Origin of the sequence: Mycobacterium sp. shizuoka-1, from assembly GCF_002723835.1 — a bacterium.
GTDB lineage: Bacteria > Actinomycetota > Actinomycetes > Mycobacteriales > Mycobacteriaceae > Mycobacterium.
On the sequence record NZ_BEWG01000007.1, the window covers coordinates 54,244 to 80,093 of the forward strand.

Annotated in this window: 24 protein-coding genes and 1 pseudogene; 15 read left to right on the forward strand and 10 right to left on the reverse strand. The window is 67.5% G+C overall.

The genetic code is table 11. The features are described 5' to 3' along the window. Positions 1 to 110 precede the first annotated feature (110 nt). Together MSZK_RS01770 and MSZK_RS01775 are read left to right on the forward strand one after the other, a co-directional pair. A complete protein-coding gene (locus tag MSZK_RS01770) occupies positions 111 to 725 on the forward strand; it encodes a hypothetical protein (protein ID WP_099244369.1) in 615 nt (204 codons plus the stop codon). Then, on the forward strand, positions 722 to 1,105 hold the full coding sequence (locus tag MSZK_RS01775; RefSeq protein WP_199203151.1) for a hypothetical protein: 384 nt from the start codon (positions 722 to 724) through the stop codon (positions 1,103 to 1,105). The genes MSZK_RS01770 and MSZK_RS01775 overlap by 4 nt, the downstream gene beginning before the upstream one ends. On the opposite strand, the gene MSZK_RS01780 is transcribed toward MSZK_RS01775, so the two are convergent. The 4 genes from MSZK_RS01780 to MSZK_RS01800 are packed head-to-tail and all read right to left on the reverse strand — an operon-like array spanning position 1,065 to position 4,992. Further along, a complete protein-coding gene (locus MSZK_RS01780) occupies positions 1,065 to 2,648 on the reverse strand; it encodes a radical SAM protein (RefSeq protein ID WP_099244371.1) in 1,584 nt (527 codons plus the stop codon). The genes MSZK_RS01775 and MSZK_RS01780 overlap by 41 nt on opposite strands. Before the next feature lie 11 nt (positions 2,649 to 2,659). Further along, a complete protein-coding gene (locus MSZK_RS32780; RefSeq protein WP_233211068.1) occupies positions 2,660 to 3,163 on the reverse strand; it encodes a hypothetical protein in 504 nt (167 codons plus the stop codon). Continuing rightward, positions 3,160 to 3,945, reverse strand: a complete 786-nt coding sequence (locus MSZK_RS01795) for a prolipoprotein diacylglyceryl transferase (protein ID WP_099244218.1) — start codon at positions 3,943 to 3,945, stop codon at positions 3,160 to 3,162. Before MSZK_RS01795 ends, MSZK_RS32780 begins: the two co-directional genes overlap by 4 nt. A gap of 15 nt (positions 3,946 to 3,960) precedes the next feature. Then, on the reverse strand, positions 3,961 to 4,992 hold the full coding sequence (locus tag MSZK_RS01800) for an acyl-CoA dehydrogenase family protein (protein ID WP_099244220.1): 1,032 nt from the start codon (positions 4,990 to 4,992) through the stop codon (positions 3,961 to 3,963). 106 nt (positions 4,993 to 5,098) lie between these two features. Here MSZK_RS01800 and MSZK_RS01805 point away from each other — a divergent pair, with 106 nt between their 5' ends. Next, positions 5,099 to 5,845, forward strand: coding sequence for an SDR family oxidoreductase (locus MSZK_RS01805; protein WP_099244222.1), 747 nt, complete (start codon positions 5,099 to 5,101; stop codon positions 5,843 to 5,845). On the opposite strand, the gene MSZK_RS01810 is transcribed toward MSZK_RS01805, so the two are convergent. Then, entirely contained in the window at positions 5,842 to 6,330 is a 489-nt protein-coding gene (locus tag MSZK_RS01810) for a MarR family winged helix-turn-helix transcriptional regulator (RefSeq protein WP_233211069.1), read from the reverse strand. The genes MSZK_RS01805 and MSZK_RS01810 overlap by 4 nt on opposite strands. Before the next feature lie 109 nt (positions 6,331 to 6,439). Here MSZK_RS01810 and MSZK_RS01815 point away from each other — a divergent pair, with 109 nt between their 5' ends. The 5 genes from MSZK_RS01815 (at position 6,440) to MSZK_RS32240 (ending at position 13,707) form a co-directional block, all read left to right on the forward strand. After that, complete coding sequence (locus tag MSZK_RS01815; protein WP_199203152.1) at positions 6,440 to 6,652, forward strand: hypothetical protein; 213 nt, start codon at positions 6,440 to 6,442, stop codon at positions 6,650 to 6,652. Further along, positions 6,649 to 7,110 carry a nuclear transport factor 2 family protein gene (locus MSZK_RS01820; protein WP_099244224.1) on the forward strand — a complete coding sequence of 154 codons (462 nt, stop codon included), beginning with the start codon at positions 6,649 to 6,651 and terminating at the stop codon, positions 7,108 to 7,110. Before MSZK_RS01815 ends, MSZK_RS01820 begins: the two co-directional genes overlap by 4 nt. Positions 7,111 to 7,126: 16 nt before the next feature. Beyond that, entirely contained in the window at positions 7,127 to 7,762 is a 636-nt protein-coding gene (locus MSZK_RS01825) for a pyridoxamine 5'-phosphate oxidase family protein (RefSeq protein WP_099244226.1), read from the forward strand. Continuing rightward, positions 7,759 to 9,534 carry an MOSC domain-containing protein gene (locus MSZK_RS01830; RefSeq protein ID WP_099244228.1) on the forward strand — a complete coding sequence of 592 codons (1,776 nt, stop codon included), beginning with the start codon at positions 7,759 to 7,761 and terminating at the stop codon, positions 9,532 to 9,534. Before MSZK_RS01825 ends, MSZK_RS01830 begins: the two co-directional genes overlap by 4 nt. 660 nt (positions 9,535 to 10,194) lie before the next feature. Continuing rightward, entirely contained in the window at positions 10,195 to 13,707 is a 3,513-nt protein-coding gene (locus tag MSZK_RS32240) for an Ig-like domain-containing protein (RefSeq protein WP_158230532.1), read from the forward strand. 56 nt (positions 13,708 to 13,763) lie between these two features. Here the strand turns inward: MSZK_RS32240 and MSZK_RS01840 are convergent, their stop codons facing one another. After that, positions 13,764 to 14,804 (reverse strand): GTP-binding protein, encoded by a 1,041-nt coding sequence (locus tag MSZK_RS01840; RefSeq protein ID WP_233211070.1) that lies wholly within the window; start codon positions 14,802 to 14,804, stop codon positions 13,764 to 13,766. 472 nt (positions 14,805 to 15,276) lie between these two features. Here MSZK_RS01840 and MSZK_RS01845 point away from each other — a divergent pair, with 472 nt between their 5' ends. The 3 genes from MSZK_RS01845 (at position 15,277) to MSZK_RS01855 (ending at position 18,023) form a co-directional block, all read left to right on the forward strand. Beyond that, entirely contained in the window at positions 15,277 to 17,139 is a 1,863-nt protein-coding gene (locus MSZK_RS01845; RefSeq protein ID WP_304528936.1) for a glycoside hydrolase family 2 protein, read from the forward strand. A gap of 97 nt (positions 17,140 to 17,236) precedes the next feature. Further along, complete coding sequence (locus MSZK_RS01850; protein ID WP_142389835.1) at positions 17,237 to 17,572, forward strand: hypothetical protein; 336 nt, start codon at positions 17,237 to 17,239, stop codon at positions 17,570 to 17,572. Between the two features lie 160 nt (positions 17,573 to 17,732). Further along, a complete protein-coding gene (locus MSZK_RS01855) occupies positions 17,733 to 18,023 on the forward strand; it encodes a hypothetical protein (protein WP_099244236.1) in 291 nt (96 codons plus the stop codon). Between the two features lie 6 nt (positions 18,024 to 18,029). Here the strand turns inward: MSZK_RS01855 and MSZK_RS01860 are convergent, their stop codons facing one another. Then, positions 18,030 to 19,049: an FkbM family methyltransferase gene (locus MSZK_RS01860; protein ID WP_099244238.1), complete on the reverse strand. Its 1,020-nt coding sequence runs from the start codon at positions 19,047 to 19,049 to the stop codon at positions 18,030 to 18,032. A 324-nt stretch (positions 19,050 to 19,373) separates the two neighbouring features. Here MSZK_RS01860 and MSZK_RS01865 point away from each other — a divergent pair, with 324 nt between their 5' ends. After that, a complete protein-coding gene (locus MSZK_RS01865) occupies positions 19,374 to 20,114 on the forward strand; it encodes a DUF427 domain-containing protein (RefSeq protein WP_099244378.1) in 741 nt (246 codons plus the stop codon). A 4-nt stretch (positions 20,115 to 20,118) separates the two neighbouring features. Here the strand turns inward: MSZK_RS01865 and MSZK_RS01870 are convergent, their stop codons facing one another. The 3 genes from MSZK_RS01870 to MSZK_RS01880 all read right to left on the reverse strand — a co-directional run bounded on the left by MSZK_RS01870 (position 20,119) and on the right by MSZK_RS01880 (position 22,038). Further along, a complete protein-coding gene (locus tag MSZK_RS01870; RefSeq protein WP_099244241.1) occupies positions 20,119 to 20,541 on the reverse strand; it encodes an organic hydroperoxide resistance protein in 423 nt (140 codons plus the stop codon). Between the two features lies 1 nt (position 20,542). Then, positions 20,543 to 20,983 carry a MarR family winged helix-turn-helix transcriptional regulator gene (locus MSZK_RS01875; RefSeq protein ID WP_099244244.1) on the reverse strand — a complete coding sequence of 147 codons (441 nt, stop codon included), beginning with the start codon at positions 20,981 to 20,983 and terminating at the stop codon, positions 20,543 to 20,545. Between the two features lie 83 nt (positions 20,984 to 21,066). After that, entirely contained in the window at positions 21,067 to 22,038 is a 972-nt protein-coding gene (locus tag MSZK_RS01880; protein ID WP_099244246.1) for a hypothetical protein, read from the reverse strand. 148 nt (positions 22,039 to 22,186) lie between these two features. Here MSZK_RS01880 and MSZK_RS01885 point away from each other — a divergent pair. The 3 genes and pseudogenes from MSZK_RS01885 (at position 22,187) to ectB (ending at position 25,829) form a co-directional block, all read left to right on the forward strand. Next, positions 22,187 to 23,662: pseudogene (locus MSZK_RS01885) on the forward strand (alpha-L-fucosidase). Between the two features lie 274 nt (positions 23,663 to 23,936). Continuing rightward, the gene (gene ectA / locus MSZK_RS01890; protein WP_099244249.1) at positions 23,937 to 24,521 is read left to right on the forward strand and encodes a diaminobutyrate acetyltransferase; all 585 of its coding nucleotides are present in this window, start codon (positions 23,937 to 23,939) and stop codon (positions 24,519 to 24,521) included. A gap of 18 nt (positions 24,522 to 24,539) precedes the next feature. After that, complete coding sequence (gene ectB / locus MSZK_RS01895; protein WP_233211071.1) at positions 24,540 to 25,829, forward strand: diaminobutyrate--2-oxoglutarate transaminase; 1,290 nt, start codon at positions 24,540 to 24,542, stop codon at positions 25,827 to 25,829. Positions 25,830 to 25,850: the final 21 nt, after the last annotated feature.

Sequence of the window (25,850 nt, forward strand, 5' to 3'; positions counted from 1 at the left end):
CCGCCCTGACCGACCAGGCCGTCGCCCCTCCCGCAGCCGAACCAGTGGCTCCCGAACCGTCGACCGAGCCCCAGGTCACACCCGCCGGGGCACCGCAGCGGTCCTGGTCGATGCCCAAGTCCCCGGTCACCCGACAACAAGCCGACGCGATCGGTCGGGCCGCCCTCAAGGCCGTCAAAGCCATCGCCGCCGCCGTCGCGGGCGTCGCCCGGTCGGGCGCGCGGGCAATCCGACAGGTGTGGCGCGTCGTGGAAGCGGTGCCGGCGGCGGTGCGAGTGTTCGTGGCCGCGGCGGTCCTGCTGCTGCTCGGTGTCGTCGGCGCGATCGCGCTGCACACCACGCTGGGCCTGATCTGCACCGTGGTGGTCACTCCGTTGTGCGCCGGGGTCCTGGGCGCTCTTGGGCATCGCTGGTACAGCGGTCTGGGCGACGGGCCCGCCCAGCCGTCGCGTCCGGCGACCTCCGAGCTGGAGCGGTCGGTGCACTACGTCGACAAGAAGCTGGCCGTGGCGCTCGCTTCGTTCGGCACCGACCAACACCAGCAGGCCGTCATCGCTCTGTTCCAGGCGAAGACGGCGGTCGAGCTCACCTTGGGCACCGAAGAGGACACCGGAAGCTACGACATGCCGCTTCGCGCCGACGACTATGGCCTGCGGCCGCGCATCCGCGCCGGAGCGGCGTCGACATCGGCTCTGCGAGAAGGCAATTCGTTGGCGGCGTCGTGACCGGGGAGACGATCACCGGCCAGGTCGCGCTGGTGGAGGATGACCACACGCTGGTCATCAACCGCGGCACCGAGGCCGGGGTGGTCTCGGGCATGGTGTTCGCGGTGAGCTCCCGGACGGGGCCGGTGATCACCGATCCCGAGACCGGCAGGGAATTAGGCCGACTGAGCCGAGAAAAACTGCGAGTACGGGTCTTCGATGCGCAGCCCCTGTTCGCCCGGGCGCACACCTTCGTCCCCACCGACGACTTCTACGGCCTGCTGCAGATCCCGTTCGTCGCCGGCGACGATGCCGTCACCGTCGACGTGGGCGACGCGGTCGAACTCGTCGGTCGCGACGTCAGGCGCCACCGGCAACGGCTGAGCGGGACAGACCACTAGCGTCGAGCGCGACCAACGGAAGCTGCCGGCCGGCCGCCGCCGAGAGTCGCTGGCGGCCGAGTTCCGGCCAGGCCTGCACGGCACAGAACGGCGCGCACTGATGCTGATCTGCGCTGGTCCCGACGTGCACGCAGCATTGCACCAACCGCTCTTCGAGCATGGTGGCGATGTCCATGAACGGTTTGACGGTCACCCGGACGACCCGTTCGCCGAGCAGGCGCCGTAGCTTGCGCCGTCGGCCCGGCAGAGCGGACGAGGCCATCGCCAACAGTGTGCCCATGCCCAAATCGCAACTCTCACAGATCGTTCGCCAGATGTCGCCGATGTCGGGATGGGAGAGCGACGACTGCTCGGACAACAGACCGAGCAGTGATTCCTTGACCGCGAGCCGCAATTGGTCGGGCAGTTCGCTGTCGACGATCCGGTTCGACACCAGGCCGAGTCGGGCTTTGAGACCGTCGTGGCCGAGCAGCGAGACCAGCGAGCGCCACACTCCGGCGTCGTCGCGAATCAGGTATCCCACCGAGCAGCAGTGCGGATGCGAACAGGGCAGCGCCGTCAGGTCCCGCCAGGTGACCAGGCCGTCGGTCTGCGGACCGAGGCGGGCGAGCACCCCGGTGTGGGTGAGTCGGTCGAGCGGATCGAGGGGCCCTGATCGGCCCGAACCGAACTGCGGCTGGATGCTGATCCCACCGACGTAGGGGGTGTCCAGGGCGAGTCGAACCATGGCGCCGATCTCGCGGTCGTTCACGCCCAGTGCGGTGGTCATCACCAAGGTGGTGAAGATCTCCCGCTGTGAGAGCCGGTCGAGCGCCAGCCTTTTGAGCGCGCGTAGGTCACCGCCTCGGTGATGACGATGCGCGGCCTCGGAAAGGCCGTCGTACTGCAGGTAGACCTCGACACGGTGCCGGTGCTCGGTGAGCAAGTCGAGTAGCGAGTCGTCATTGGCGATGCGAATACCGTTGCTGTTGATCAGGATCCGGGTGATCGGACGCGCGGTCAGCTCGGCGATCAGCTCGGGTAGTTCCGGGTGCAACGTCGGCTCGCCGCCGGAGAGCATCAGCACGTCCAGGCGGCCGTTCTCACGGGCCAGCCGCTGGTCGACGTTGGCCAGCACGTCGTTGACGGGCACCGCGTTGCGCAGGTCGGGTGAGGAGCCGGTGAAGCATGTGGGACAACGCAGGTTGCAGGTCTCGGCGATGTCCTCGAGCAGGATGCAGGTGTGCTGAGTCTGCATCTCGGGCAATCCGCGCAGATATGCCGACGGGACCGGATCGAAGTTCCCGGCCACGTCCGGCGTGTGCGCCTTCGTCGGTGCCGTCCATTCCTCCAGGTAGGACAGGATCTCGGGATCCTCGTCGTAGAGGGTGCACACCAATCCGTGTGTCGGGCAACCGCGCTCGAGCCAGACGCGGCCATCGCGCTCGACGAGTCGGCCACTCAGGCGCGCGACATCGGCCAGCGGTCGGTCGGGCGCCTCGGTATGGCAGGGCGGGCAGAACGCGGTGACGTACCGCAGCAGTCGGTCGCCGCGTAGCCCCATCCCGGTGTTCGTCACGTGTACATCTCGGGGTTCAGGCCGGTGCAGAACCCGAAGGAGACGACGGACAGAAACGCCCAGCCGATCATCAGTCCCAGGCCCAGCCCCTTGACCGCTGGGTTCGGTGTCGCGAGCATGGCCGCGCCACCGCCCAACGCGCCGACGGCCAGTGCCGCCGCCCCGACCGCCAGCACCGCGTTTCCGTTGCTGCCGGCCAAAGCCAGCACCCCGAACCCCGTGACGAGGTTGATGACGAAGTACAGAAACACGCCGAGGAACGCCATGCCCACCGAGATCCGCGGACGCGGTGGCCCCGGCAACGGGTAGCCGTACTGACCTGGCGCCCCGAAACCCGGTGGTGGCGGCGGATACCCGGCCGGTGGGGGATACCCGGCCGGCGGGGGATACCCGGCCGGCGGGGGATACCACGGCTGCTGGGGGAGGTAGGCCGGTGGCAGTGGCTCCTGCGGTGGCGGCAGATCGTCGTTCCGGTCATCGCCCGGTGGCGGTGTCGTCATGCGGGTACCTCCTGCCGGTGGGCGGGGAATCGGTAGTAACCGTGCCGGTATCCGTACCACACCCGAAGCCCGATGAGTGCGAGTGACGGCAGCAGAAACCATTGCGGCCGAGTCAAATCCAGCCACACCGTTTCGTTCGCCCTGGTGAATTCGACGACGAAGCGAAATACGGCATAGGCGGCAACGTAGAGCACGAACAGCTCGCCGGATTTGGTGATGCGGGGGCGCAGCCACATCAGCGTCGCGAACGCCGCGAGCTGGAAGGCGATCTCGTAAAGGAACGAGGGATGCATCGCCGCGCCGGTCAGGCATCCGGGACAATCCGGTGTACCGGCGGCGGCGTGCACCCCCCACGGCAGTGACGTGGGACGGCCGGGTGCCTCGGTGAGATGACACCCGACCCGACCGACCGCCATGCCCAATGCCACCGCCGGCGCGAACAGATCACCGGTCTTGCCCCGGTACCCGCCGACGCGCTTGGCGACCAGCACCCCGACGTAGGCCCCCAGCAAGCCGCCGAGAATGCTCTTCGCCCCGTACTGCCACGCCTGCGCGAACGTCGGGTTGGCGCTGAAATCGAGATGGCGGGCCCAGCCGGACAGCCGCATGCCGATCGCGCCGCCCACCAGCGCGCCGGCGACCGCGACCAACGACTGATCGTTGACGGCGCCACGGCGTCGCGCTTCGAGGACGAACACGACCATGGCCGTCACCACACCGAGCCCGACGAACAGGCCATGCACCGGCACAGCCACCGGTCCGACATGCCATTGGGGCGCCACGTTGGGCAACCTACGCTATTCCTCGGTATGCGACAGGTGGTTGATCAGCGCGCGTTTGAGCTCCGGTCGGCTGGCGGCGACCAGGGTGAACAAGGCCGAACGGGCCAGCAGTTGCGCGGGATCCGACCGCAGCAGGGACGGCCCGCCGTGCGCCGCGACCAGTGTGCCCGCCGCGCGGGTGGCCAACGCGCACCCGTCGGCGCGGGCCCGTAACAGCGTCGACCCGTCGGCCAGGCCGGCGTCCAGGCGCAGCCGGATCGCGTCGGCCTCGCCACGCAGGGCATCGGCCGCGGCAGTCGCGCCGGCGTCCTGAAGCAAGCGGACGCACCGACCGACCAGGCCGATCGGCAGTGTCGCATTGAGTCGTGACCCGAAGTTCTGGTGGGCCATGAACTCGGCGCGCGACACCCGGCTGACCACCCGGTCGTCCGGGATGACCAGGCCGTCCACCTCCAGCGCCACGGTCTGTGAGGCGTCGGCGACAAACAACGACTGAGCGGTCACCGCGGTGATGCCGGGTTGGACCTCGGCGTTCACCAAACCCGCCACGATGTCTCCGGTTTCGACGTCACCGGCCGAGATCTGCAGCACGTCGATGATGCCCCAACCGCTGACAAAGGGTGCGTGGCCGGACAGCCGCCAGCCGCCGGCGAGGCGCTGTGCCCTCAGCCGAGGTGGTACCGGCACGGCCGCCGCGTAGGCAACGCCGCCACGGATCTGCCCAGCGATCGCGTCGGCGACGGTCGCATCGCGCAGGGCGCGGTTGTCGCTGGCCGCCAGCGCGGCGAGCATGCCGTGGTGCTGCACCCAGGTGAACGCCGTCGCCAGGCAGCCGCCCGCCAGTGTCTCCAGGATCTCGACGATCTGCGCCAGTTCCAGCCCGGGGCCGCCGGCTTCGGCCGGGGCGGCGATGCCGTACAACCCCGCGTCAGCCAGCGTCTCCCAGTGGCTGTCGGGCACATGTCCGGTCCGGTCCACCGCCAGCGCCGCCGGGAACAGCACAGTGTCGGCGATCTCGTGGGCCCGCTCGACCAGACTCGACGTCACGGCACGACGTTAGCGCGATCATGACCGGCCGGCCGAGTCGAGGAATAACGTGACATGTCACCTAGTTCTTCTGGTCGTAGCCCGACAGCCGAACAGAGGAGAACTCATGACCCAGCTCAGCGGGAAGACAGCACTGGTCACCGGCGGCACATCAGGCATCGGCCTGGCGACCGCGCAACGTTTGGCGGCCGAGGGCGCACACGTGTTCCTCACCGGGCGGACCCAGGACAGGGTCGACGCGGCGGTGGCCACCATCGGCGACAACGCGACCGGTGTCGCGGCTGACGTCACCGACATCGCCGCTCTGGATCGTCTGGCCGACGCGGTCAGGCAACGCGGCCGCGGTCTCGATGTGCTCTTCGCCAACGCCGGCGGCGGGGAGTTCGCCACCCTGGAAGACGAGACGCCGGAACATCTGGCCGACACCTTCACCCGCAACGTCGGCGGCACTGTGTTCACCGTGCAGAAGATGCTCCCGCTGTTGCACGAGGGTGCATCGGTCGTGCTCACCGGCTCGACGTCGGCCTCCGTCGGTTTCCCGGCCTTCGGCGCCTACGCCGCATCCAAGGCCGCGATCCGCTCTTTGGGTCGGACCTGGGCCGCCGAGTTGGCCGACCGCAAGATTCGCGTCAACGTCGTCGTGCCGGGCCCGGTCCAGACACCGGGCCTCACCGGGCTGGCGCCCAGCGGCGGGGAACAGGCGCTGCTGGACGCCGAAGCGGCGAAGGTGCCGATGGGCCGCGTCGGCCGTCCCGACGAGATCGCTTCTGCCGTCCTGTTTCTCGCCTCGGATCAGAGCAGCTTCATGACCGGTTCGGAGATGTTCGTCGACGGCGGATCGGTACAGGTCTAATCGGGCCTGGGCAGCGTGCCGGCACGCAGAATGCTGCCGTAGACGGTCGCCAGGATCTCGGCCAACTGTGCCTCCCGCTGCGCGTCGAGATCGGCGAAGAACAATGTGCGGATCCACTCGGCGTGCAGCGGGGCGGCGGTGCGCAACGTGTCCCAGCCGGCGTCGCTGAGCACCACGTCGGTGGCCCGGCCGTCGGAGTCCGATCGCACCCGATCGACCAGGCCGCGGCCGGCCATCCGCTGCAGGTGATGAGACAGCCTGCTGCGCTCCCAGCCGATGGTGGTGGCCAACGAGGTCAAGCGGGTGCGGTGCCCCGGCGCCTGGGACAGTGCGTTCATGACCGTGTAATCGCTGAGCGACAGTCCGCAATCGGCCAACAGTTGCCGATTCATCTCGTATTCGAGCCGGTGATAGACCCGCATGTAGTTCAGCCAGGTGCGCTGCTGGGATGTGTTGAGCGGATAGTCCTTACGGCGTGCAGCCACCGGCCGGCCCTCCCGAGTTGGGTGATACGTCACGAATCCTACTGAGGTCCGGATGGCGATTCACAAAGCATTCACATTCTTTGCAGTCTGCGATGGCACACTTCAGCGCATGACCCCCGATCCTGTCGACACCGCTGTTGTCGTCATCGATCCGCCGCACGAAGTGACGGTGGTCCGCGACGCCACCGCGGGCCCCCGGCATCCCAGCCGCGGTGACGGATATCAGGCGGCTCTGGTGAACTTCGCGTATCTGGCGCACGCTGTTCGATATACCGACGAGGTGATCGCCGACATGACGGTCCCGACGAGAGGTCAGCAGTGACGGAACCCCGCCCGCCGTTTCCGCCGTTCGATCTGGACGCCGCGCTGCAGAAGGTGCAGGCCGCCGAGGACGCCTGGAACACTTGCGACCCGCACCAGGTCAGCCTGGCGTATACCCCCGACAGCGCCTGGCGCAACCGGGACCACTTCATCACCGGCCGCGAACAGATCGTGGAATTCCTCACCGCCAAATGGCGGCGCGAACTCGATTACGCACTGCGAAAGAGCTTGTGGGACTTTCACGGCAATCGCATCGCGGTACGTTTCCAATACGAATGCCACGACGCACAGGGGCAGTGGTGGCGCAGCTACGGCAACGAGTTGTGGGAGTTCGCCGACAACGGCCTGATGCAGCGGCGCGAGGCCAGCATCAACGACGTCGCGATCGACGAGTCGCAGCGGCGCTACTTCGGGCCGCGGCCTGAGAACGAGCGCGGCCGCGAGATCCCGCTGCTGTGACCCACGAGGAGAGCAGATGAGCAGGCACTACGGATCGATCGCCTTCACCGACGACGTCCGCGCGGTGCAGAGCGAGCACGGCAGTGCGGAATTTCACGGGCGCAAGGCCGTTGCCGGCGCGGCGACGCCGGGCCGGGATCCGCTCACCGGCGACGAGAGGGACTATCTGCGCGAGCGGGACAGTTTCTTTATCGCCTCGGTCTCGACGACCGGCTGGCCATACGTCCAATTTCGCGGTGGTAAACCAGGATTCATCCACGTACTCAACAGTCACACCATCGGCTGGGCTGATTTCCGCGGCAATCTGCAATACATCAGCACGGGCAACGTGACCGGCGACGACCGCGTCGCGATCATCGCCCTGGATTTCGCGCACCAGCGACGGTTGAAGATCTTCGGTCACGCCCGCATCGTGACCGCCGACGAAGACCCGGAACTGCTGGCGTCGTTGACCGATCCCACCTACGACGCTGTCGTCGAGCGTGCGGTGCTCGTCGACGTCGAGGCCTACGACTGGAACTGCCAGCAGCACATCACCCGCCGCTTCACCGCCGCCGAACTCGAACCCGCCTTGACGCCGTTGCGCGAGCAGATCGCCGCTCTGCAGGCGGAAAAAGCCCGGCTGCGTGATCAGCTCGGAGAGCAGCGATGACGACCGGTGCGGGCATCGTCGTGTCGGTCAACGTCGGACTCCCCAAGGACGTGGACTGGAACGGTCGCATCGTCCACACCGGGGCCTGGAAGGCGCCGGTGACCGGGCCGCGCCGGATCGGGCGGCTCAACGTGGAGGGGGACGGGCAGGGCGATCTCGCCGGACACGGCGGCGAGAACCGCGCGGTGCTGGTGTATCAGCGCGCCTCCTACGAGCATTGGGCGACAGTGCTCGGCCGTGACGACCTGACCGCAGGCGCCTTCGGGGAGAACCTGACCGTCGACGGCTTACCCGACGACGAGGTCTGCATCGGCGATCGCTACCGGATCGGCGACGTGGTGCTGGAGGTGACGCAGCCGCGGGTCACCTGCTACCGCGTCGGAATGCGACTCGGCGAGCCGCGCATGGCGGCACTGCTGGTGTCGCACCGCCGTCCCGGTTTCTACTGCCGTGTCCTGGCCGAAGGCGAGGTGGCCGCGGGTCAGGACGTGGTCAAGATCGCCGACGGACCACACCAGGTCAGCGTCGCCGAGATCGACGCACTGCTCTACCTTCCCGGGCATCCCCGCGAAGCCCTGCAACGCGCAGTCGACATCCCCGCGCTGAGCCCCGGCTGGCGGGCCTCATTGCAGAGTCTGCTCGACCAGGACCCGGCAGCCGCCGGGTCGGGCGGTAACCGCGGGCTGACCGGCCCGGCCGTACCGGCGCCCGCGTGGGCCGGGTTCCGACCGCTTCGAGTCACCGCCGTGCGCGACGAAAGCGCCTCCGTGCGCTCGGTGGTGCTGGCCGATCCCGACGGCACACCGCTGCCCAGATGGCTTGCCGGCCAGTCGATCGTGGTGCGAGTTCCCGGCAGTGCCGACGGTACGTCGCTGGTGCGCAACTACTCGCTGTCCAACAAACCGGGTTCGGCGCACTACCGCATCGGCGTCAAGCGTGAACCGCTCGGTGCGGTCAGCGCCTACTTACACGACCACGTCCAGGCCGGCGACCTCATCGAGGTGGCCGCACCGCGAGGCAGCTTCTTCCTCGACGACACCGCGGACCCGGTGGTCCTGATCTCGGCCGGGGTAGGGGTGACACCCGTGTTGGCGATGCTGTACGCCCTGGTCGCCGGAGGATCGAGCCGCCCGGTCTGGTGGCTGCACAGCGCCCGCAACGGCGCCGAGCACCCATTCGGCCGTGAGGTGCGCAGTCTTCTGGATCGCTTGCCGCACAGCCGATCTCGTATCTGCTACAGCAGCCCGGATGATGCCGATCGGCAGGGTCAGGACTATGACCAGCGGGGGCGGCTGTCCACCGAGTCGCTGGCTGCACTGGAACTGCCTGCCGACGCCGAGGTCTACGTGTGCGGCCCCGCGCCCTTCATGGATGCCGTGAGCGACGCGCTGGTGGCCTGCGGGCTGCCCGCAGCCCACATCCGCGCGGAGCGATTCGGCGCCCAGTCCGCGATCAACCCCGGTATCGCCGCGACGGCGCTGCGCGCACCCCACGTCCCGGACGGCCCGCCCGGGCCTGGGCCGACCGTACAGTTCGCCCGCAGCGCGCTGTCGGCGCCATGGCGGCCCACCGACGCCAGCCTGCTCGAGTTCGCCGAGGCGTGCGATGTGCCGACCCGTTGGTCGTGTCGCACCGGCGTGTGTCACACGTGCGAGACGGCACTGCTGTCCGGGCGGGTCCGCTACGACCCCGAGCCCCTGGAGCCACCAGCCGACGGCAACATATTGGTCTGCATCGCGACGCCGGCTGAGGACGTCGTCGTCGATCTGTGACGCCGGGTTCCGATCGCGGGTGCCATCTGCGCCGCGTCGGGCGGGGCGCCCGCGCACATTTTCACGCCGATATCGTCACGTTCGCGGACCTACGGTATCGGTATTGGTTATCCGCCGCGTAATAACCGCAGTGGGCTCAATCCGGCACAATTCAGCAACACAATGCCAAAATCTTGTCGGATGCGTAAATTTGCCGAGAGCAACCTCCGCCACCGTAGGTTCAGAGTGATCGAACGGGTGGGTAGTCGGGTAGCGGCGGCCCGTTCCCTAGGCGATATTGCCGCTATCGAGCTGTAGGCAACGAGTGGGCCGCTCGGTGAGTCGCTGAGATGTCGACGAAATCGCTGTTGCTGAAGGGTTATTTCCTGGTGGATTCCACCGCTCTATTCGAGGTAAGGAACAGCGCCTCCCCGGTGGAGTGGCACCGGCGTACCGACCTGGCGCGGCCACCCTCACGCCGGCGTGGTGTCGGGTGCTGGGCGATCGCTCGGCCAGTTAACGCGCAATGCCCAGACGGCGACGAATTCTCGACGCGATCGGACAATTTTGAGCAAATTATAGACGCGTTAGTTAGTTCGCCTTAAGCTCCACTCTGGCTGCCAGGTGTCTGTGAGTCGGCCGCCAATTCAAAGCTATGGCTACTAACGGGGAGTTGCCCATATGAGTTCGACCGACCGATTCCAGTCCGAATCCCACGAGCTGCGTATGTTGCCCGCCGAGTTCGGCGGCATGGCGGCGCCCAAGCAGTCGACACCCGGCCATCTGAGGATGCTGACCTGGGTCGGCGCTTCGGCAGTCGCCCTCGGCGTGGGTGCCGCGATCGCGTCGATGCCCGCGGTGGCCTCGGCCGACTCCACCGGCTCGGCCGGATCGAAAGGCTCGTCGGCGTCGAGCAGCTCGGCATCCGGCGACACGAAGGCGGAATCGTCGAAGTCGAAAGCCCAGGCCGGACCGGCGCGGCACAAGCCCCGGTCGACCGCGGGCAACGGACGCTCGGTCGGTAGCAGCAAGGGCGCCAAGAAGTCCGCGGTCGAGACCACCACGATCGACGCGACGCCTGCCGACACCACGGCGAGCTCGGTGTCGTCGGTGTCGCGTACCGCTGCTGCGGCGGCCTCGGTGGCCAAGACCCCGAGCTCGGCGGCGGTCGGAGTCGGCGACGGTCTGCAGACCCTGGTGAGTTTCTTCTTCGGCAACGGCACCGCCGCACATCCCAACGGCGGCATCATCATCGGTAACGGCTACTCGTGGACCGCGGAATCCTGCTCCGCGGGCGCCGCATGCAAGGGCGGCAACGGCGGCATCGTCGGCAACGGCGGCAACGGGTGGAACGGCGGAAACGGCGGTGCCGCAGGCTGGTTCGGCAACGGCGGTGATGGCGGCGACGGCGTGCTCACGGCCAACGGCGGGCGCGGCGGTAATGGCGGAGCCGGCGGTCTGCTCCAAGGCAACGGTGGCGCCGGCGGCGCCGGGGCGCAGTCGGTCGCGGGTCACATCGACGGTGGCAACGGTGGCTCGGCCGGTCTCAACGGTAACGGTGGTGCCGGCGGCGACGGCGGTGTCGCGCAGACCAACGGCGGACCGGTTCCGGAAGGGGCCCAGGGCGGAAACGGTGGCCGCGGGGGCGGTGGCGGTCTGCTGAAGGGCGATGGCGGCGCCGGCGGTGCCGGCGGGACGGGCTACGGCATCGGCGCCGATGGCGGCGACGGTGGCAGTGGCGGCAACACCGGTCTGTTGTCGTTCACCGGTTCCGGCGGCAACGGCGGCATCGGCGGCGGAGGCACCCACGGCGGAAACGGCGGAAACGGAGGCAACGGCGGACTGCTGTCGGTGTTCGCCAACGGCGGCATCGGCGGGGCCGGCGGCGAAGGCCCGCCGACCAGCGAGACGCCCGGGACCGGTGGCAACGGTGGCAACGGCGGCAACGCCGGACTCTGGATGGGCACCGGTGGTGACGGCGGGGCCGGCGGCGAAGGCGGCGGTAACGGTGGTAATGGCGGCAACGTCGGCGCCCTGTCGCTGCTCGGCGGTGGAGGTGACGGCGGGGCCGGCGGCGACGGGCAGAAGGGCGGCTTCGGCATCAACGGCGCCGTCAAGAACCCCGACGGCAGCCCCGGGAACCCCGACGGGACGGACGGCAAACCCGGTGGCGCCGGCGGCAACGGCGGCAACGGCGGCCGGGGCAGCTTCTTCATCGGTATCGGTGGTGACGGCGGGTCCGCAGGTGCCGGCGGCAACGGTGGCGACGGTGGTTCCGGCGCCAACCGCAACGAGGGCGCGAAGACCGGAGACGGACTCGACGGCGGCAACGGCGGCAACGGCGGGGCGGCCGGCGACGGCGGTCAGCATGGTGGCACCGCGGGCGTGGGCAAGTACTTCTTCGCGATCGCGTCCAACGGCGACGCGGGCGCCAGCGGTGACGGTGGCGTGGGCGGCAAGGGCGGCGCGGGTGGTCTCGGCCAGGACACCGCCGACGTCGACGGAACCGCGGGCGCCGGTGGCACCGGCGGCAAGGGTGGTAAGGGCGGCGCCGGCGGCGCTGCGACCACCTCGTCGGCGGCAGGCAACGGCGGCGACGGTGGCGTGGGCGGTGCCGGTGGTGCCGGTGGCTGGGGCGGCTGGAGCCCCGACAATTCCGACGAGCCGGCTCTCGGGACCGGCGGTGCCGCAGGGACGCCCGGCGCGGGCGGCGACGGCGGTGCCGGCGGTGCCGGCTCCACCACCCAGATCAGCGGCGGCGGCGGCAAGGGCGGCGCCGGCGGCAAGGGCGGGCGCGGTGGCTCGGGTCTGAACGCGCTCAACGGGGCCAACGGCGGCAAGGGCGGCAACGGCGGCAACGGCGGTGCCGACGGCGGCGCCGGAGTCGAAACCGGTGGCTTCGGGGGCAGCGGCGGACAGGGCGGACAGCCCGGCCAGTACGCACCTGACGGCCAGGCCGGTAAGGCCGGCGCCTTCGGCGCCAACGGAACCCCCGGGACCCCGATCCCGCCGACGTCGACCGACACGTCGTCGGCTGCGGCCAGCATCGTGCCGGCGGCTCAGACGGCGACTCCGCAGTCGGTGATGACGAACCTGGCCCGGCAGCTCAGCTACATCTTCTTCAACCGGATGCCAGGCGCCGATCCGGACATCAGTGCCAACATCGGCGATCTCAAGCAGATCATCGTGGACCTCAACAGCAAGAGCAACAACGGATTCGGCGTGACGTCCAGCGTCACGATCCAGCCGAAATACGGAACGGTCGTGCTCCGGGAAGACGGTACCTACGTCTACACCGTCGATCCGGCGCTGGTGAAGCCCGGTATCTCCGACTCGTTTGTGATCACGGTGGACAACGGTCAGGGCGCACAGCTGCCCGGGTTCGCCGGACAGGTGCAGAATTGGCTGCACTCGTGGGCGATCGAGATGGGGCTGGCCAAGCAGGACACCGATGACGTGGTGGTCAACGTCAAGATCGACGGAGACGGCTTCTACGGAAACCCGGAGATCAACTCGAAGTACTGGGTGAAGCAGAGCTACGAAAACTGCATCCTGATGGCGGCGGCCATGGTGGTCGGTCAGATGCGGGGCAGCGTCGAAGACGAGCCGACCGAGGACGAGATCGTCAACCTGGCCAAGATCACCGACAGCATCGTGATCCCGGGCAAGAAGGTGTACATCAACGAGAACACCTCGGACGGCGCCACCGTCGCTGATACGGCGATGTTGCTGCGGAAGTACTACAACCTGAACGCCGAATTCACCACCTACTCAACGCCTGCCGTGATCAACGGGGAGAACACCTCGGTTGCCACGGCCGCCGATGGCGAGCGGGCCCTGCGCGACGTCCAGGCGGCAATTGCCAGGGGTGAGGGAGTGATCGTCGGGGTCAACGCCCAGATCATGTGGGCGGCCGTGCAGTGCACCACGGGCAGCTGCCAGGGCGGCAACGGTCCGGGCATCCCGAACTATCAGGAGCCGAACCACGGCGTCGTCGTGATCGGCGTGGATGTCGAGAACGGCATCGTGTACCTCAACGACAGCGGGCCCGACACCCAGGGGCAGATGGTGAAGGACAAGGACGGCAACATGGTCAAGCGGTATCCGCTCGGCGAGCCGGTCACCCTCGGCGCGTTCATGAGCGCGTGGCAGACCGACTCCTACGAGACGATCTTCGTCTCGAAGAAGGTGTAGCCGGACCGCAGCACAACCGCGATGCCCCACCCTCGGCAGGGTGGGGCATCGTGGTGTCAGGGGCGGGTCAGGTAGCGCTGCCAGCGACGCTCGGCCGCCGCCGAGGGCGGCTCGGCGGCGGGCCGCAGCGCGTCGGCCAGTCGGCGCCGGACGGTTGCGGTGTCGAATCGCGTTCCGATCGCCACCAGGTGGCTCTGCGGTCCGCGGGCGGCGGCCCCGCGTGCGATGTGAACCGCGGGCCCGACGACGTTGACCACGTAACCCCGCGCCGCGGAACGATGTCGCACCAGCACCCGGCCTTTCATCCGGTACACACCTGCCGGCGGCGACTCGAGCAGCTCGAGCAGCCGTTCGGCGTCCACTGCCGAGTCGGTGCCGACCGTCACCGATTCGGCGTGTACATGGTGGTGTTCGGCATCGGCCTCGTCGATCAGTGCCTCGCGAAACGACAGCTGGCCTGTCTCGTCGGTCGCGGCCGCGACGTCGTAGAGCAACCTCGGGTCGATGCGCCCATCCGTCGCGCCGACCACGTGTGCACGCGAATTACGTTCCCGCACACGGGCTTCCACGCGGTGCAGTACCGCGTCATGGTCGGCCGCGGGGATCTGGTCCAGTTTGTTCACCACCACCAGGGTCGCCGCGCCGTACCGGGCGGGTGGTGCGCCGCCGCAGTCGACGGTGTCGAAGTGCCGCACCGCGTCGACCACGTCGACCACGCCACCGTCGCGTACCCCGGCGATCTCGCTGAACCCGATGATCCGGGCCAGGGCCGCCGGGTCGGCGAGGCCACTGGCTTCCACGATGATGGCGTCCAGCCGCAGCCGGGGATCGGCCAGCCGGGCCAGTGCGGCGTCCAGCTGCCCGTCGTCAGGCAGACAGCAGATGCAGCCGCCGGCGATCGAGGCCGGCTCGTCGATCTGACCGCTGATCAATCCGGCGTCCACATTGATCTCGCCGAAGTCGTTGATGATCACCCCGATCCGGGCTTGCGGGGTGCGCAGAACATGGTTGAGCAAGGTGGTCTTGCCGGCACCCAGATAGCCGGTCAGCGCGATGACCGGGATGCTCGACCGGCGGCTGCCGGCAGTCGGTGACACGTGGCGATGGTGCCACATCGGACCGATCCGCCGGCAGCGTGCCGCCCGGGGTTTGCCACCCGTTGTGAACGCGGACTCGGTCCGGTGCGGTATGCCGAGACCGCGACGCCATGCGGCGGGCTCGTCGCAGGACATCGCTGGCGGCCCGCGGCGAATGAAAGATTGCTGCGCGAAACACGTTGCCAGATCCTCGCCAACGGCGGTCCGAGCGGCTAGAGTCCCTACCGCAATCGCATCTTCCCGGTCGGTCTCGGGCCACCCCGCAGCACACCGCCGGAACACCTTGCCGCGACTGGATCGATTCGTTTGCTGTGCACAAAGCTGTTGCGCGTGGGGGCGCGCCGCGGTCGGTTTCAAGCGCGGGGGAACAATCGTGACAGAACACCAGGAACGACCGGACCGGCGAAGCCGCCGAGGCTGGATGTGGGCCGGCCGAGTCGCAGCAGTCGTTCTGAGCCTGGCCGGCTTGGTCATGATCGCGAACCCGCCGGCGAACGCGGTCGTGATGTGGAAGCCGAAGGCTGCACCGCTGCCGACCCCGTGGACCGGGTTGGTGGGGCCTGACAACGCGCTGCCCGACTATCCGCGCCCACAGATGGTGCGATCCGCCTGGCTGAACCTCAACGGCGTGTGGGGCTATATGGGCCGTTCCGCGGCAACGGTTTTGGCAGCTCCGCCGCCACCGTCGGCCTACCGCGAGCAGATCTTGGTTCCCTACCCTGTCGAGTCGGCGCTGTCGGGTGTCGAGCGTCACGACGACGAGATGTGGTACCGCAAGGTGGTCAAGCTGCCGAGCAATTGGACAGGACAGCACGTGCTGCTGCACTTCGGCGCGGTGGATCAGATCGCCACCGTCTGGGTGAACAATCAGCAAGTGGCCCGCCATCAGGGCGGCTATACCGAGTTCAGCGTCGACATCACCGGGGCGCTGCGATGGCCGGGCGCGCAGGAGATCACCGTGCGGGTGCAGGACCGCAACGAGGGCAACCCGTTCCCGGTCGGAAAGCAACGCACCGATCCAGAGGGGCTGTTCTACACCGGCGCCTCGGGGATTTGGCAGACGGTGTGGCTCGAGCCGGTGCACCGCACGTTCATCAACAAGCTCGACATCACCACGGACCTGACGAGTATGTCGGTCACCCCGCGGGTGGCCGGGAGCAAGGGCCAGCGTGCGGTGGTGTTCGTCGCCGAGCCCGGTGGCCGGGTCGTCTCGATGGCGTCCGCGGGCGCCGGGGACACGATCCGCCTGCGCGTCCCGAATCCGCGGTTGTGGACTCCCGACGACCCATACCTCTATGACCTCAAGGTCGCGTTGGTGGACCCGTCGGGCAAGGTGGTCGACGCGGTGTCCAGCTATGCCGGACTACGCACGATCGGGACCGTGCGCGATCCGCGGGGCAGGCCGCGGATCGCGCTCAACGACAAGATCACCTTCTTGCACGGCCCGCTGGACCAGGGGTACTGGCCGGACGGGATCTACACCGCGCCAACCGATGACGCGTTGAAATCCGATCTGATGAGGATCAAAGAGCTGGGAATGAACTTCGTGCGCAAGCACGGCAAGATCGAGCCGGCACGCTGGTACTACTGGGCGGACAAGCTCGGCCTGATGGTGTGGCAGGACATGCCCTCGCTGGACGTGTCGCTCGACATCCCGGTGGGTCCGGCGCCGGAGCCGGCGCCCGCGGCGAAGGCCAACTTCGAGAAAGAGCTGCTGGCGATGATCGATCAGCTTCGCAGCGTGACGTCGATCGTCGGGTGGGTGCCGTTCAACGAGGGTTGGGGGGAGTTCGACACCGCGCGTATCGCCGGTGTGGTGAAGGCCGCCGACCCGACCCGGATGGTCAACGCGAACAGCGGCGTGAACTGTTGTAAGTCGCGCGGCGACACCCGGGCCGGTGATATCTACGACGACCACACTTATGTCGGACCCGGCCGCCCCACGATGTCCAATGACCGGTCGAAGGCCCACGAGAAGGGTCCGGTGGTGGTCGACAACCGGGTGACGGTCGACGGCGAATACGGCGGCCTGGGGCTGGTGCTCGACAAGCACCGATGGCCGGGGCGTCCGCAGGCCTACGAAATGGCCGACAGCCCGGCCCGGCTGACCGACCGGTACGTCGAAGTCAGCCGCACCCTAGAGGACATCGTCCGCAGAGACGGCCTGTCCGGCGCCATCTACACCCAGACCACCGATGTGGAGAACGAGGTGAACGGATTTCTCAGCTACGACCGCTGGCAGGTCAAGATGCCGATACCGGTTGTGGCCGAACGAAATCGCGCAGTGATCGCGGCCGGAACACCGGGGAACCAGCCGCAGGACATTCGTCGCTGAGAGCGCCATGGCACCGAACAGCCCCGCTCGGGCCGCCCGGTGGTCTAGCGTGGTGTGCGCCAGATCGAAATCGCCGACCAAAAAGGGGGTGTTGTCGATGCGAAGTCGACGCCGCTGCTGGCCGGCGGTGAGTGCCGCCGCTGCGCTCATCATCGCCGGGACCGGGACCGCGCACGCCGCGCCGCCACCGCCCAGCCCCGATCAGGCCAGCGCAGAATGGACAGTCACCGACGGCTATTTCGCCAAACAGATCGGTTGCACCCCCGAAACGCCGGGAGACCCGCTTTCCATCACCTGGGATCCGCCGGGGTTCATCCCCGGTATCGGCGGTCAGGGAATGATCAACGATGCCAATCCCGCGCTGGGCGGCCACTTCTCAGCGTGGTGGAATCCCACCCCCGGCTTCTGGGACGTTCAGTACCAGTTCTGCTGATTCGGTCAGCCCGGGTGCGCCGTACGTATCGGCTGTCGGGACCCTGTCCTCGCGACCGACGACCTTCTTCTCCCGGTTGGGGACCTTCGTCCATGTTGTCGGGTACCGGTTCGGCATAGCGTCGTTGGCGACGCATCAGTTCCGCCAGGAAGGATCCGAAATGACCGATGTGACAGAAAAACCGGCCGAACCGTCCGCTGCCGGCGAGTTGCTCGACGAGGTGCATGAATCTGCGAAGGTGGGTCAGAACGCCGCGGCCGACGCTCTGCGGATCTTCCGTCAGACCGTCAACGAAGCCGTGCCCGAGGCACTGCAGCCGTTGCGCACCAAGCTCGTCGACGCCGCGATCGAGCTGGCCGACAAGCTTGTCACCGCGCAGTACCAGTTCAACCGCAACCTCATTCGTAGCGCTGACCGCGCGCTGGGCTCCGCCGAGGACGGCGAGAAGTAGGGCAGTTCAAGCGCGCGAGTCGATGGCCAGGACGTCGGCGTCGAGGCGCGACAGCACGAGGTCGAGTCGCGGCGGTCGTCTGGTCAGCGGCTCGCGCAGGCGGACTGCGTCGCTGACCTGATTGGGCCACAGATAGCGCCACGCGGAGTAGCTGTTCGTCATCTGGTAGATGTTGAAACCTGCCTCGGTGAACGGCCGGAGCACGTCCAGCGGCCGCAGTCGGCGGTCGGGCCACCATTGCGGTGAGAGTTCGACCACGATCTCCGCGTCGGAACGCATCGATCCGATCAGGTCCGCCATCCCGGCCAGCACGTCGGGTTCGGCACCTTCGACGTCGATCTTGATCAGGCGGATCGACCTGATCTCCGCGACGGTCAGCATCTGGGCCAGCGGCAGTGCCTCGACCGTGGATTCGACGTGCAGCCCCCGAGTCGACAGTGTGGTCGACATCCCGGCATTGTGGCGGGGGCCGGCGAACACCGTCAGCGTCCCCGAGGTGGCGGCAGCCGCCTTGTTCACCTCGCGGATGCGATCGCCGTGGTCGCTTGCCATGGTGTTGCGGTGCAGGTCGTCGAACATCGCCGGCGAGGCTTCGACCGCCACCACGTGGCCGCGCGTTCCCACCGACCGAGCGGCCAGCAGCGAGTAGTACCCGATGTTGGCGCCGACATCGATGAAGACATCGCCGTCGCCGAGTCTGCTTGTGATGAACCGGGTCAGATCGGGTTCCCATTCTTCGAAGACCCAGATGTAGGTGGCGATGAGGTCGGGAAGGCGACACGTCAGCGTGGCGCCGAAGCCGGTGCCGCCCGGCACCTGCAGGCCTCGGCCCAGGCGGGTGCGGACCCGCAGCAGCAACGTCAGCGCGGTGAACGCGGGCACCAGAAGTGCCGCTCGGATCATCTTCTCGACCAGCGGAACCGATGTCTTCGAGGTCCGCAGCCGCCGCACCAGCCTGCGTAGCGAATAGGCGAGGGCTACCACCGGGTCTGTTGACGGGCGGGTCGTGGACTGGGTGGCAACCATGCGCGCAACGGTGGTGCCGCCTTCTTTGAATGCACAAAGAATGTCGGCGCGTTGCTGCCCAGTCCACCCACCCAGGCCGTGCGTTGATGTCAAACAATCAGTTACGCAGGAGTTTTCGGCGTGTTACTGCCAGTGAACTCACCTGGAGTGCTCAGTCAATTGCCAGTGCGTCGGCCAGGGTGCCGGCGCGGTCGTCCCACCGCCGCGTGGTCGCCGTGGGAACACCCGCACCGGCCCTCGTCATCATGGAAGGTGACGTGATCTACGGCAGGGGAGTCCAGCGTGAGCACCACATCCGAATCGTCCGCAACCGACTATCCGCAGATGGCTGCTGCCCGTGGCCGCATAGAACCGTCGCCGCGGCGGGTCCGCGGTTTCCTGGGCAGTGACCTCGTTTTCGACACCACGTCGGCGCGCTATGTCTGGGAGGTTCCGTACTACCCGCAGTACTACATCCCGCTCGCCGACATCCGGACCGAGTTCCTGCGCGACGAGGACCATCCCCAGCATGTGCAGTTCGGCGCGTCGCGCACGTTCAGCCTCGTCGGGCCGTCGCAGACTCTTCGCCGCGCGGCGCGGGTGTTCGACGACGGCGACGGCCCGGTCGCCGGCCTGGTGCGGTTCGACTGGGCGGCCCTCACCTGGTTCGAGGAGGACGAGCCGATCTACGGTCACCCACGCAGCCCGTATGTCCGGGTGGATGCGCTGCGATCGAAGCGCCGGGTCCGGGTAGAACTCGATGGCGTGCTGCTGGCCGACACGGCCAGCCCGGTGCTGGTCTTCGAGACCGGGTTGCCGACGCGGTACTACATCGACCGCACCGACATCGCCGTCGAGCATCTGGAGGCGTCGGACACCCAGACCCTGTGCCCGTACAAGGGCGTGACGTCGCAGTACTGGTCGGTGCGGACCGGCGACACCGTGCACGCCGACTTGGCGTGGACCTACCAGACCCCGCTGCCGGCGGTGGCGCCGATCGCCAACCTCGTCGCGTTCTACAACGAGAAGCTCGACATCACCGTCGACGGCGTCACATTGGCACGTGCGCACACCCACTTCTCCTAGGTCGTCAGTCGTCGGTGACGGTGAGCTTCACGTCGATGTTGCCCCGGGTGGCGTTGGAATACGGGCACACCTGGTGGGCCTTGTCGGCCAGCGCGACCGCGGACTCATGGTCGACGTTGGGCAGCACGATCTCGAGCTCGACCGCCAGCACGAACCCGCCAGCGTCATTGCTGCCCAGCGAAACTTTGGCTCCGACAGCCGAATCGGTGACATCGGCCTTCTCCTGGCGGGCGACCAGCCGCAGCGCGGAGTGATAGCACGCGGCATAGCCGACGGCGAAGAGCTGCTCGGGGTTGGTCCCGACGCCGGTCCCGCCTAGTTCCTTCTGGATGCTCAGGTCGAGATCGAGTTTTCCATCCGAGGTCCGGCCGTGTCCGTCGCGGCCATCTCCGGTGGCCAGCGCTTCAGCGGTGTACAGCACGTTCATGTCAGTTCCCTTCTGGTGATCGGTTCAATGTGTCGCTCAGTCGCATTACCGCGTCGCGCAGCGAGGCGATGTCGTCCACGCTCATGTTCCAGGCCGCCAGCAGGCGTTCTGGGACACAGGAAGCCTTGGCCTGCAAGCGGTTACCTGCGGCAGTCAGTACCACGTCCACCCGGCGTTCGTCATCGGCGGATCGCTCCCTCGTCACGTACCCGACCGCCTCGAGGCGTTTGAGCAGTGGCGACAGTGTGCCCGAATCCAGGTGGAGCCGCTGGCAGAGCCGCCCGACGCTGGCGCGGCCCTCCTCCCACAGCACCAGGAGCACGAGGTACTGCGGGTAGGTGAGGTTCAGTTCGGCCAGCAGGGGACGGTAGGCCGCCGTGACGGCGCGCGACGCGGAGTACAGCGCGAAGCAAAGTTGGTCGTCGAGGCGGGGAGCGGTCACGACCAGAACTGTAGTCCACAATTAAGTTGTGCACAACTAATCATGGATGGTTCCGCCGCCCGCGCCGGGCGGGGTGAACGGAGCTACTTGCGCTTGCTGCCGCCCATGCCGGATCCGCCGGCGGACTTCTTGCCGCCGGCCGCGCCTGCCGACGAAGGCGAGCTCTTCTTTCCGTTGCCGGGTTTCTTGGCCTGCAGTGCCGAGGCGGCGGGCGGAATGCTCAGGCCGTTGATGTTGATCTGGCCCTTCTCGGCCACCAGCGTGGCGTTCTTCTGGAGCAGGGACGCCGCGAGGCCGAATCCGGCACCTACGACGCTGTTGCCGCTGCCGAGAATCGAGGTGGCGAAGCCGAACCCGCCTGCGCCCAGTTCGTTGTTACTTCCCCCGAGATTCACGGCCGCTCCGGCGGGGCCCGCGCCGGTGACCGAGTTGCCTCCGCCACCGACGTTGACGGCGAACCCGCCGATCGACTCGCCGTTGACCTCATTGCTGTTACCGCCCAGGTTGGCGGCGAAATTGGCGATCCCGTTGGCCGTCACCTGGAGCTGGTCGGCGGCGGTGCCGTAGCCGAACAGGTTCACCGCGAGGTTGCCGAGGCCGGCGGCCTGGATCTGGGTTCCGACCTGCTGTGCGCCCGGGGTCACGTTGAGGGCGAGGTTCAAACCCCACCCCTTGGCCTCGGACAGACCTTCGGTCGCCGCGACGCCGTTCGCGCCGATCTGGGTGGCGACGCTGAGATGGCCGTGGGCGATGGCCAGAGAATTGTCGCCGAGAGCAGTCGCGAACGTCAGGCTGTCGTTGGTGTCCGCTGACGCGCCGGTACCGGCCGCGAAGGCGACCCCGAAGAGCCCGGCTGCCTTGGCCTTGGCACCGGTGCCGATCGCGATCGCGATGCTGCTGCGTGAGCTGGTGCAGTCTGCACTGTTGCCGACGCCGAAGAAGGAGGCGCAACTGGCGCTGGCGGCGGGGGCGGATCCGAGAGCGGACGCCGTCAGCGCTCCGACCGTCAGGCTGCCGAGAATGATTGCGCTGCTGACCGTGGCCTTGGTTCGCACGTGATTCCCCCGTCTCGTCGTTCGGTAGTGGGGAGAACCTAGCGCACCGCAGCGTTCCAAGAACGATTATTTGCTAGGTGTTCAGAAATTCAGAGTCATCCAGCCACCGTGACCGCGGCGAGTGGCCGGCCGGGCGTACCCTGCGCGCATGTACGCGCCCACCTGGGAATCCGTGGCAACCCATGCACTGCCGGACTGGTACGACGACGCCAAGCTGGGCATCTTCGTGCACTGGGGCCTGTACTCGGTTCCGGGTTGGGCCCCGCAGGTCCCCGACATCCAGCAGATGCTCAAGACCAGGGGGCCCGCAGACTTGCTGCGGGACAACCCCTATGCCGAGTGGTACCTGAACACCAGCCGGCTGCCGGGCAGCCCCACCTGGTATCACCAACGCGACACCTACGGGCCCGAAGCCTGCTACGACGATTTCGTGGCGCCGTTCGACGAAGGCACCGCCGGCGCCGACATGGCGGCGATCGCCGCGGTGTGCCGCGACGCCGGCGCGGGTTACGTGGTGCTCACCACCAAACATCACGACGGTTTCTGCCTCTGGCCGACGGCGTTGGAGCACCCGCGCAAGGGCCGCTACCACGCCCGGCGCGATATCGTCGGCGACCTGCGCGACGCCGTACTGGATGCCGGAATGCGCATGGGTCTCTACTATTCGGGCGGCTACGACTGGCCATACAACGACGCGATCCTGGAGAACCCTGCCGACAGTTTCCTCGCCGTTCCGCATACCCCGGATTACCGCCACTACGCCGCAGCACATGTCAGTGAGCTGATCGCCCGCTATCGGCCCTCGGTGCTGTGGAATGACATCGGCTGGCCGGCCGGCGGCGACCTGGCGGCGTTGTTCGCCGAGTACTACAACGCGGTGCCGGACGGGGTGATCAACGACCGGTGGATCCAGCCCCCGGTGCACCGTGGCGCCGTCAGCGACTCACTGGCGCGGCTGGGCGGCTCGCTGCTGCAACGTTTCTGGTCGCTGATCCCGGACAATCGCAAATCGCTGGCATTCTCGGCCGGCCACCACTACGACTTCAGCACCCCGGAGTACGCCCGCTTCGACAGCGTTGTCGACAAGAAATGGGAGTCCACCCGCGGCGTGGGCCACTCGTTCGGGGCCAACCGCAACGAGCGGCCCTAAGACATCGTGACCACCACCGAGTTGGTGCGCTCCTTCGTCGACATCGTGGCCAAGAACGGCAACCTGCTGATCGGTATCGGCCCCGACCAGTACGGCCGTTTTCCGGACGAGCAGCTGGCACCGTTGCGCGGGCTGGGGCAATGGCTGCGGCACAACCGCGATGCGATCTACGGCACGCGCCCGTGGCAGATCGCCGAGGCGACCACGACCGAAGGGGGACCGGTCCGGTTCACCCAGCGTGACGGCGTCGTCAATGCGGTGCTGCTCGACCTGTCGGTCGCCGAGTTCGGGATCCGGGGCGTCGATGCCACCGACGTCACCGACGTGCGGATGCCTGCCCTCGGCGAGCCGCTGGACTGGCGAGTGATTGACGGGATGCTGAGGGTGCGCATGCCCGACCGACTGCCGGCGGCTCCGGCATACACGTTGATGCTGGGCGCCGGCGCGCGACCCGGGCGTGTGACCGCGCATTGAACAGCTGACCGCCATCCTTCGCTAACGGCAACTATTGCTTACTAGCAATAGTTGGGCCGCGTCGAGGATAACGATTTGATAACGGAAGCGCCGAGCGCGCCGAGCCCCGCCCTGCGCCGTTGACGCAGGTGACACCTGCCGGGATGGGCTGGTTGTCCGCGTTGCGGGCGATGCGTGCCGCTTGCCTGCGCAACATTTGCTGTCCTACGGTCACCTCGCCGAGGACTTGAACTGACGACGATCGATACCTGTTCGGTGGTGAACGTAGACACAGATGAACATGACCAACGGCGGATCGAAGGTTCCGCAATTCTCTCCTGCTAAAGACGCTGCAACACAACGGTTTCAATGGGAGACCGGGCTGCGACGCCCGACCGCCGGCGACGCCATCGCCATGCAGCGACTGGTCGCAGCGACGAGGGTGCTTGATGTCAATTCGACATATGCATACCTGCTGATGGCAACCGATTTCGCGGAGTCGTGCATCGTCGCGGAGCACGACGGCGATCTGTGCGGCCTGATCACCGGTTACCACCCGCCCGAACGGCCGCAGGTGTTGTTCGTGTGGCAGGTCGCGGTCGCCGAACGTGTCAGAAACACCGGATTGGCAGCGGCGATGCTCGATGCGCTCGTGAACCGTGTCCGCCGTTCCCGGCACGGGCACCCCATCGCCGTCGAGACGACGGTCTCTCCGGGCAACCGACCCTCGCGCGCGTTGTTCGGCGGCTTCGCCCGCCGCCACGGTGTCCCCATCACCGAACTCTCACACTTCACCTCGGACCTCCTCGACCCAGAGGGGGCACACGAGGACGAGCCGATCCTGCGGATCGGGCCCATCGCTGCGGCTCTCGCCGAGTGATCACCCCGGAAAGGAATCATGACAAGTCAGGCAATGCTGCCGTCCCGCAACGAGTCCCACCTTCCCGAGATCTATGACTCCATCGAATCTGAGGTGCGCAGCTACTGTCGCGGTTGGCCAGTGGTGATGGCCGGGGCCAGTGGCTCCTGGTTGACCGACACCACCGGCCGCCGTTATCTCGACTTCTTCGCCGGTGCCGGAGCGCTCAACTACGGTCACAACAACCCACTTCTCAAGCAGAAGCTGATCGAGTATCTGAGCAGCGACAACATTGTGCACTCGCTAGACATGGCGACTGAGGCCAAAACCGCCTTTCTGGAGGCTTTCCACGGCTTGATACTCGCTCCACGCAACATGGACTACAAGGTGCAGTTTCCCGGACCCACCGGGACGAACGCGGTAGAGGCGGCGCTGAAGCTGGCCCGGAAGGTTACCGGGCGTGAGTCAGTTATCAACTTCACCAATGCTTTTCATGGAATGACGCTGGGTTCACTTTCGGTGACCGGAAATTCCATGAAGCGGGCAGGCGCTGGTATCCCGCTGGTGCACGCAACGCCGATGCCCTACGACAACTACTTCGGTGGCGTCACCGAGGATTTCCACTGGTTCGAGCGCGTGCTCGACGACTCCGGCGGCGGCCTCAACCGCCCTGCGGCCGTCATCGTGGAGACCGTGCAGGGCGAGGGCGGTCTGAACGTGGCCAGGGTCGAGTGGCTGCGTGCGCTGGCTGAGTTGTGCACTCGCCGCGACATCCTGCTGATCATCGACGATGTGCAGATGGGGTGCGGGCGCACCGGACCGTTCTTCAGCTTCGAAGAAGCCGGCATCGTGCCCGACATCGTGACGCTCTCCAAATCCATCAGCGGGTACGGGTTGCCATTGGCGCTGACGCTCTTCCGCCGCGACTTGGACGTATGGGGGCCGGGCGAGCACAACGGCACCTTCCGCGGCAACAACCCGGCGTTCGTGACCGCTACAGCCGCGCTCGAAACCTATTGGCAAAACGCCACATTCGCAGGTCAGACTGCCATGAAAGCAAGCCTGATGTGGGAGCGGCTGAACACCATCGCGGCCACACATCCCCAGGTCAGTGCACGTGGACGTGGAATGGCACAAGGACTGAAGTTCGACGACGCCCCGGCGGCCGCCACGGTGTGCCGAGCCGCTTTCGATCGCGGTTTGCTGGTGGAAACCAGTGGCCCCGCCGACGAGGTGGTCAAGCTCCTACCGCCGCTGACCACGCCGGAGACCGAAATCGCGCTCGGCATCGACATTCTTGCCGAGTCGGTTGCGGCCACATTGTCCTGACGTCGAGCACTTCAGCCAAAG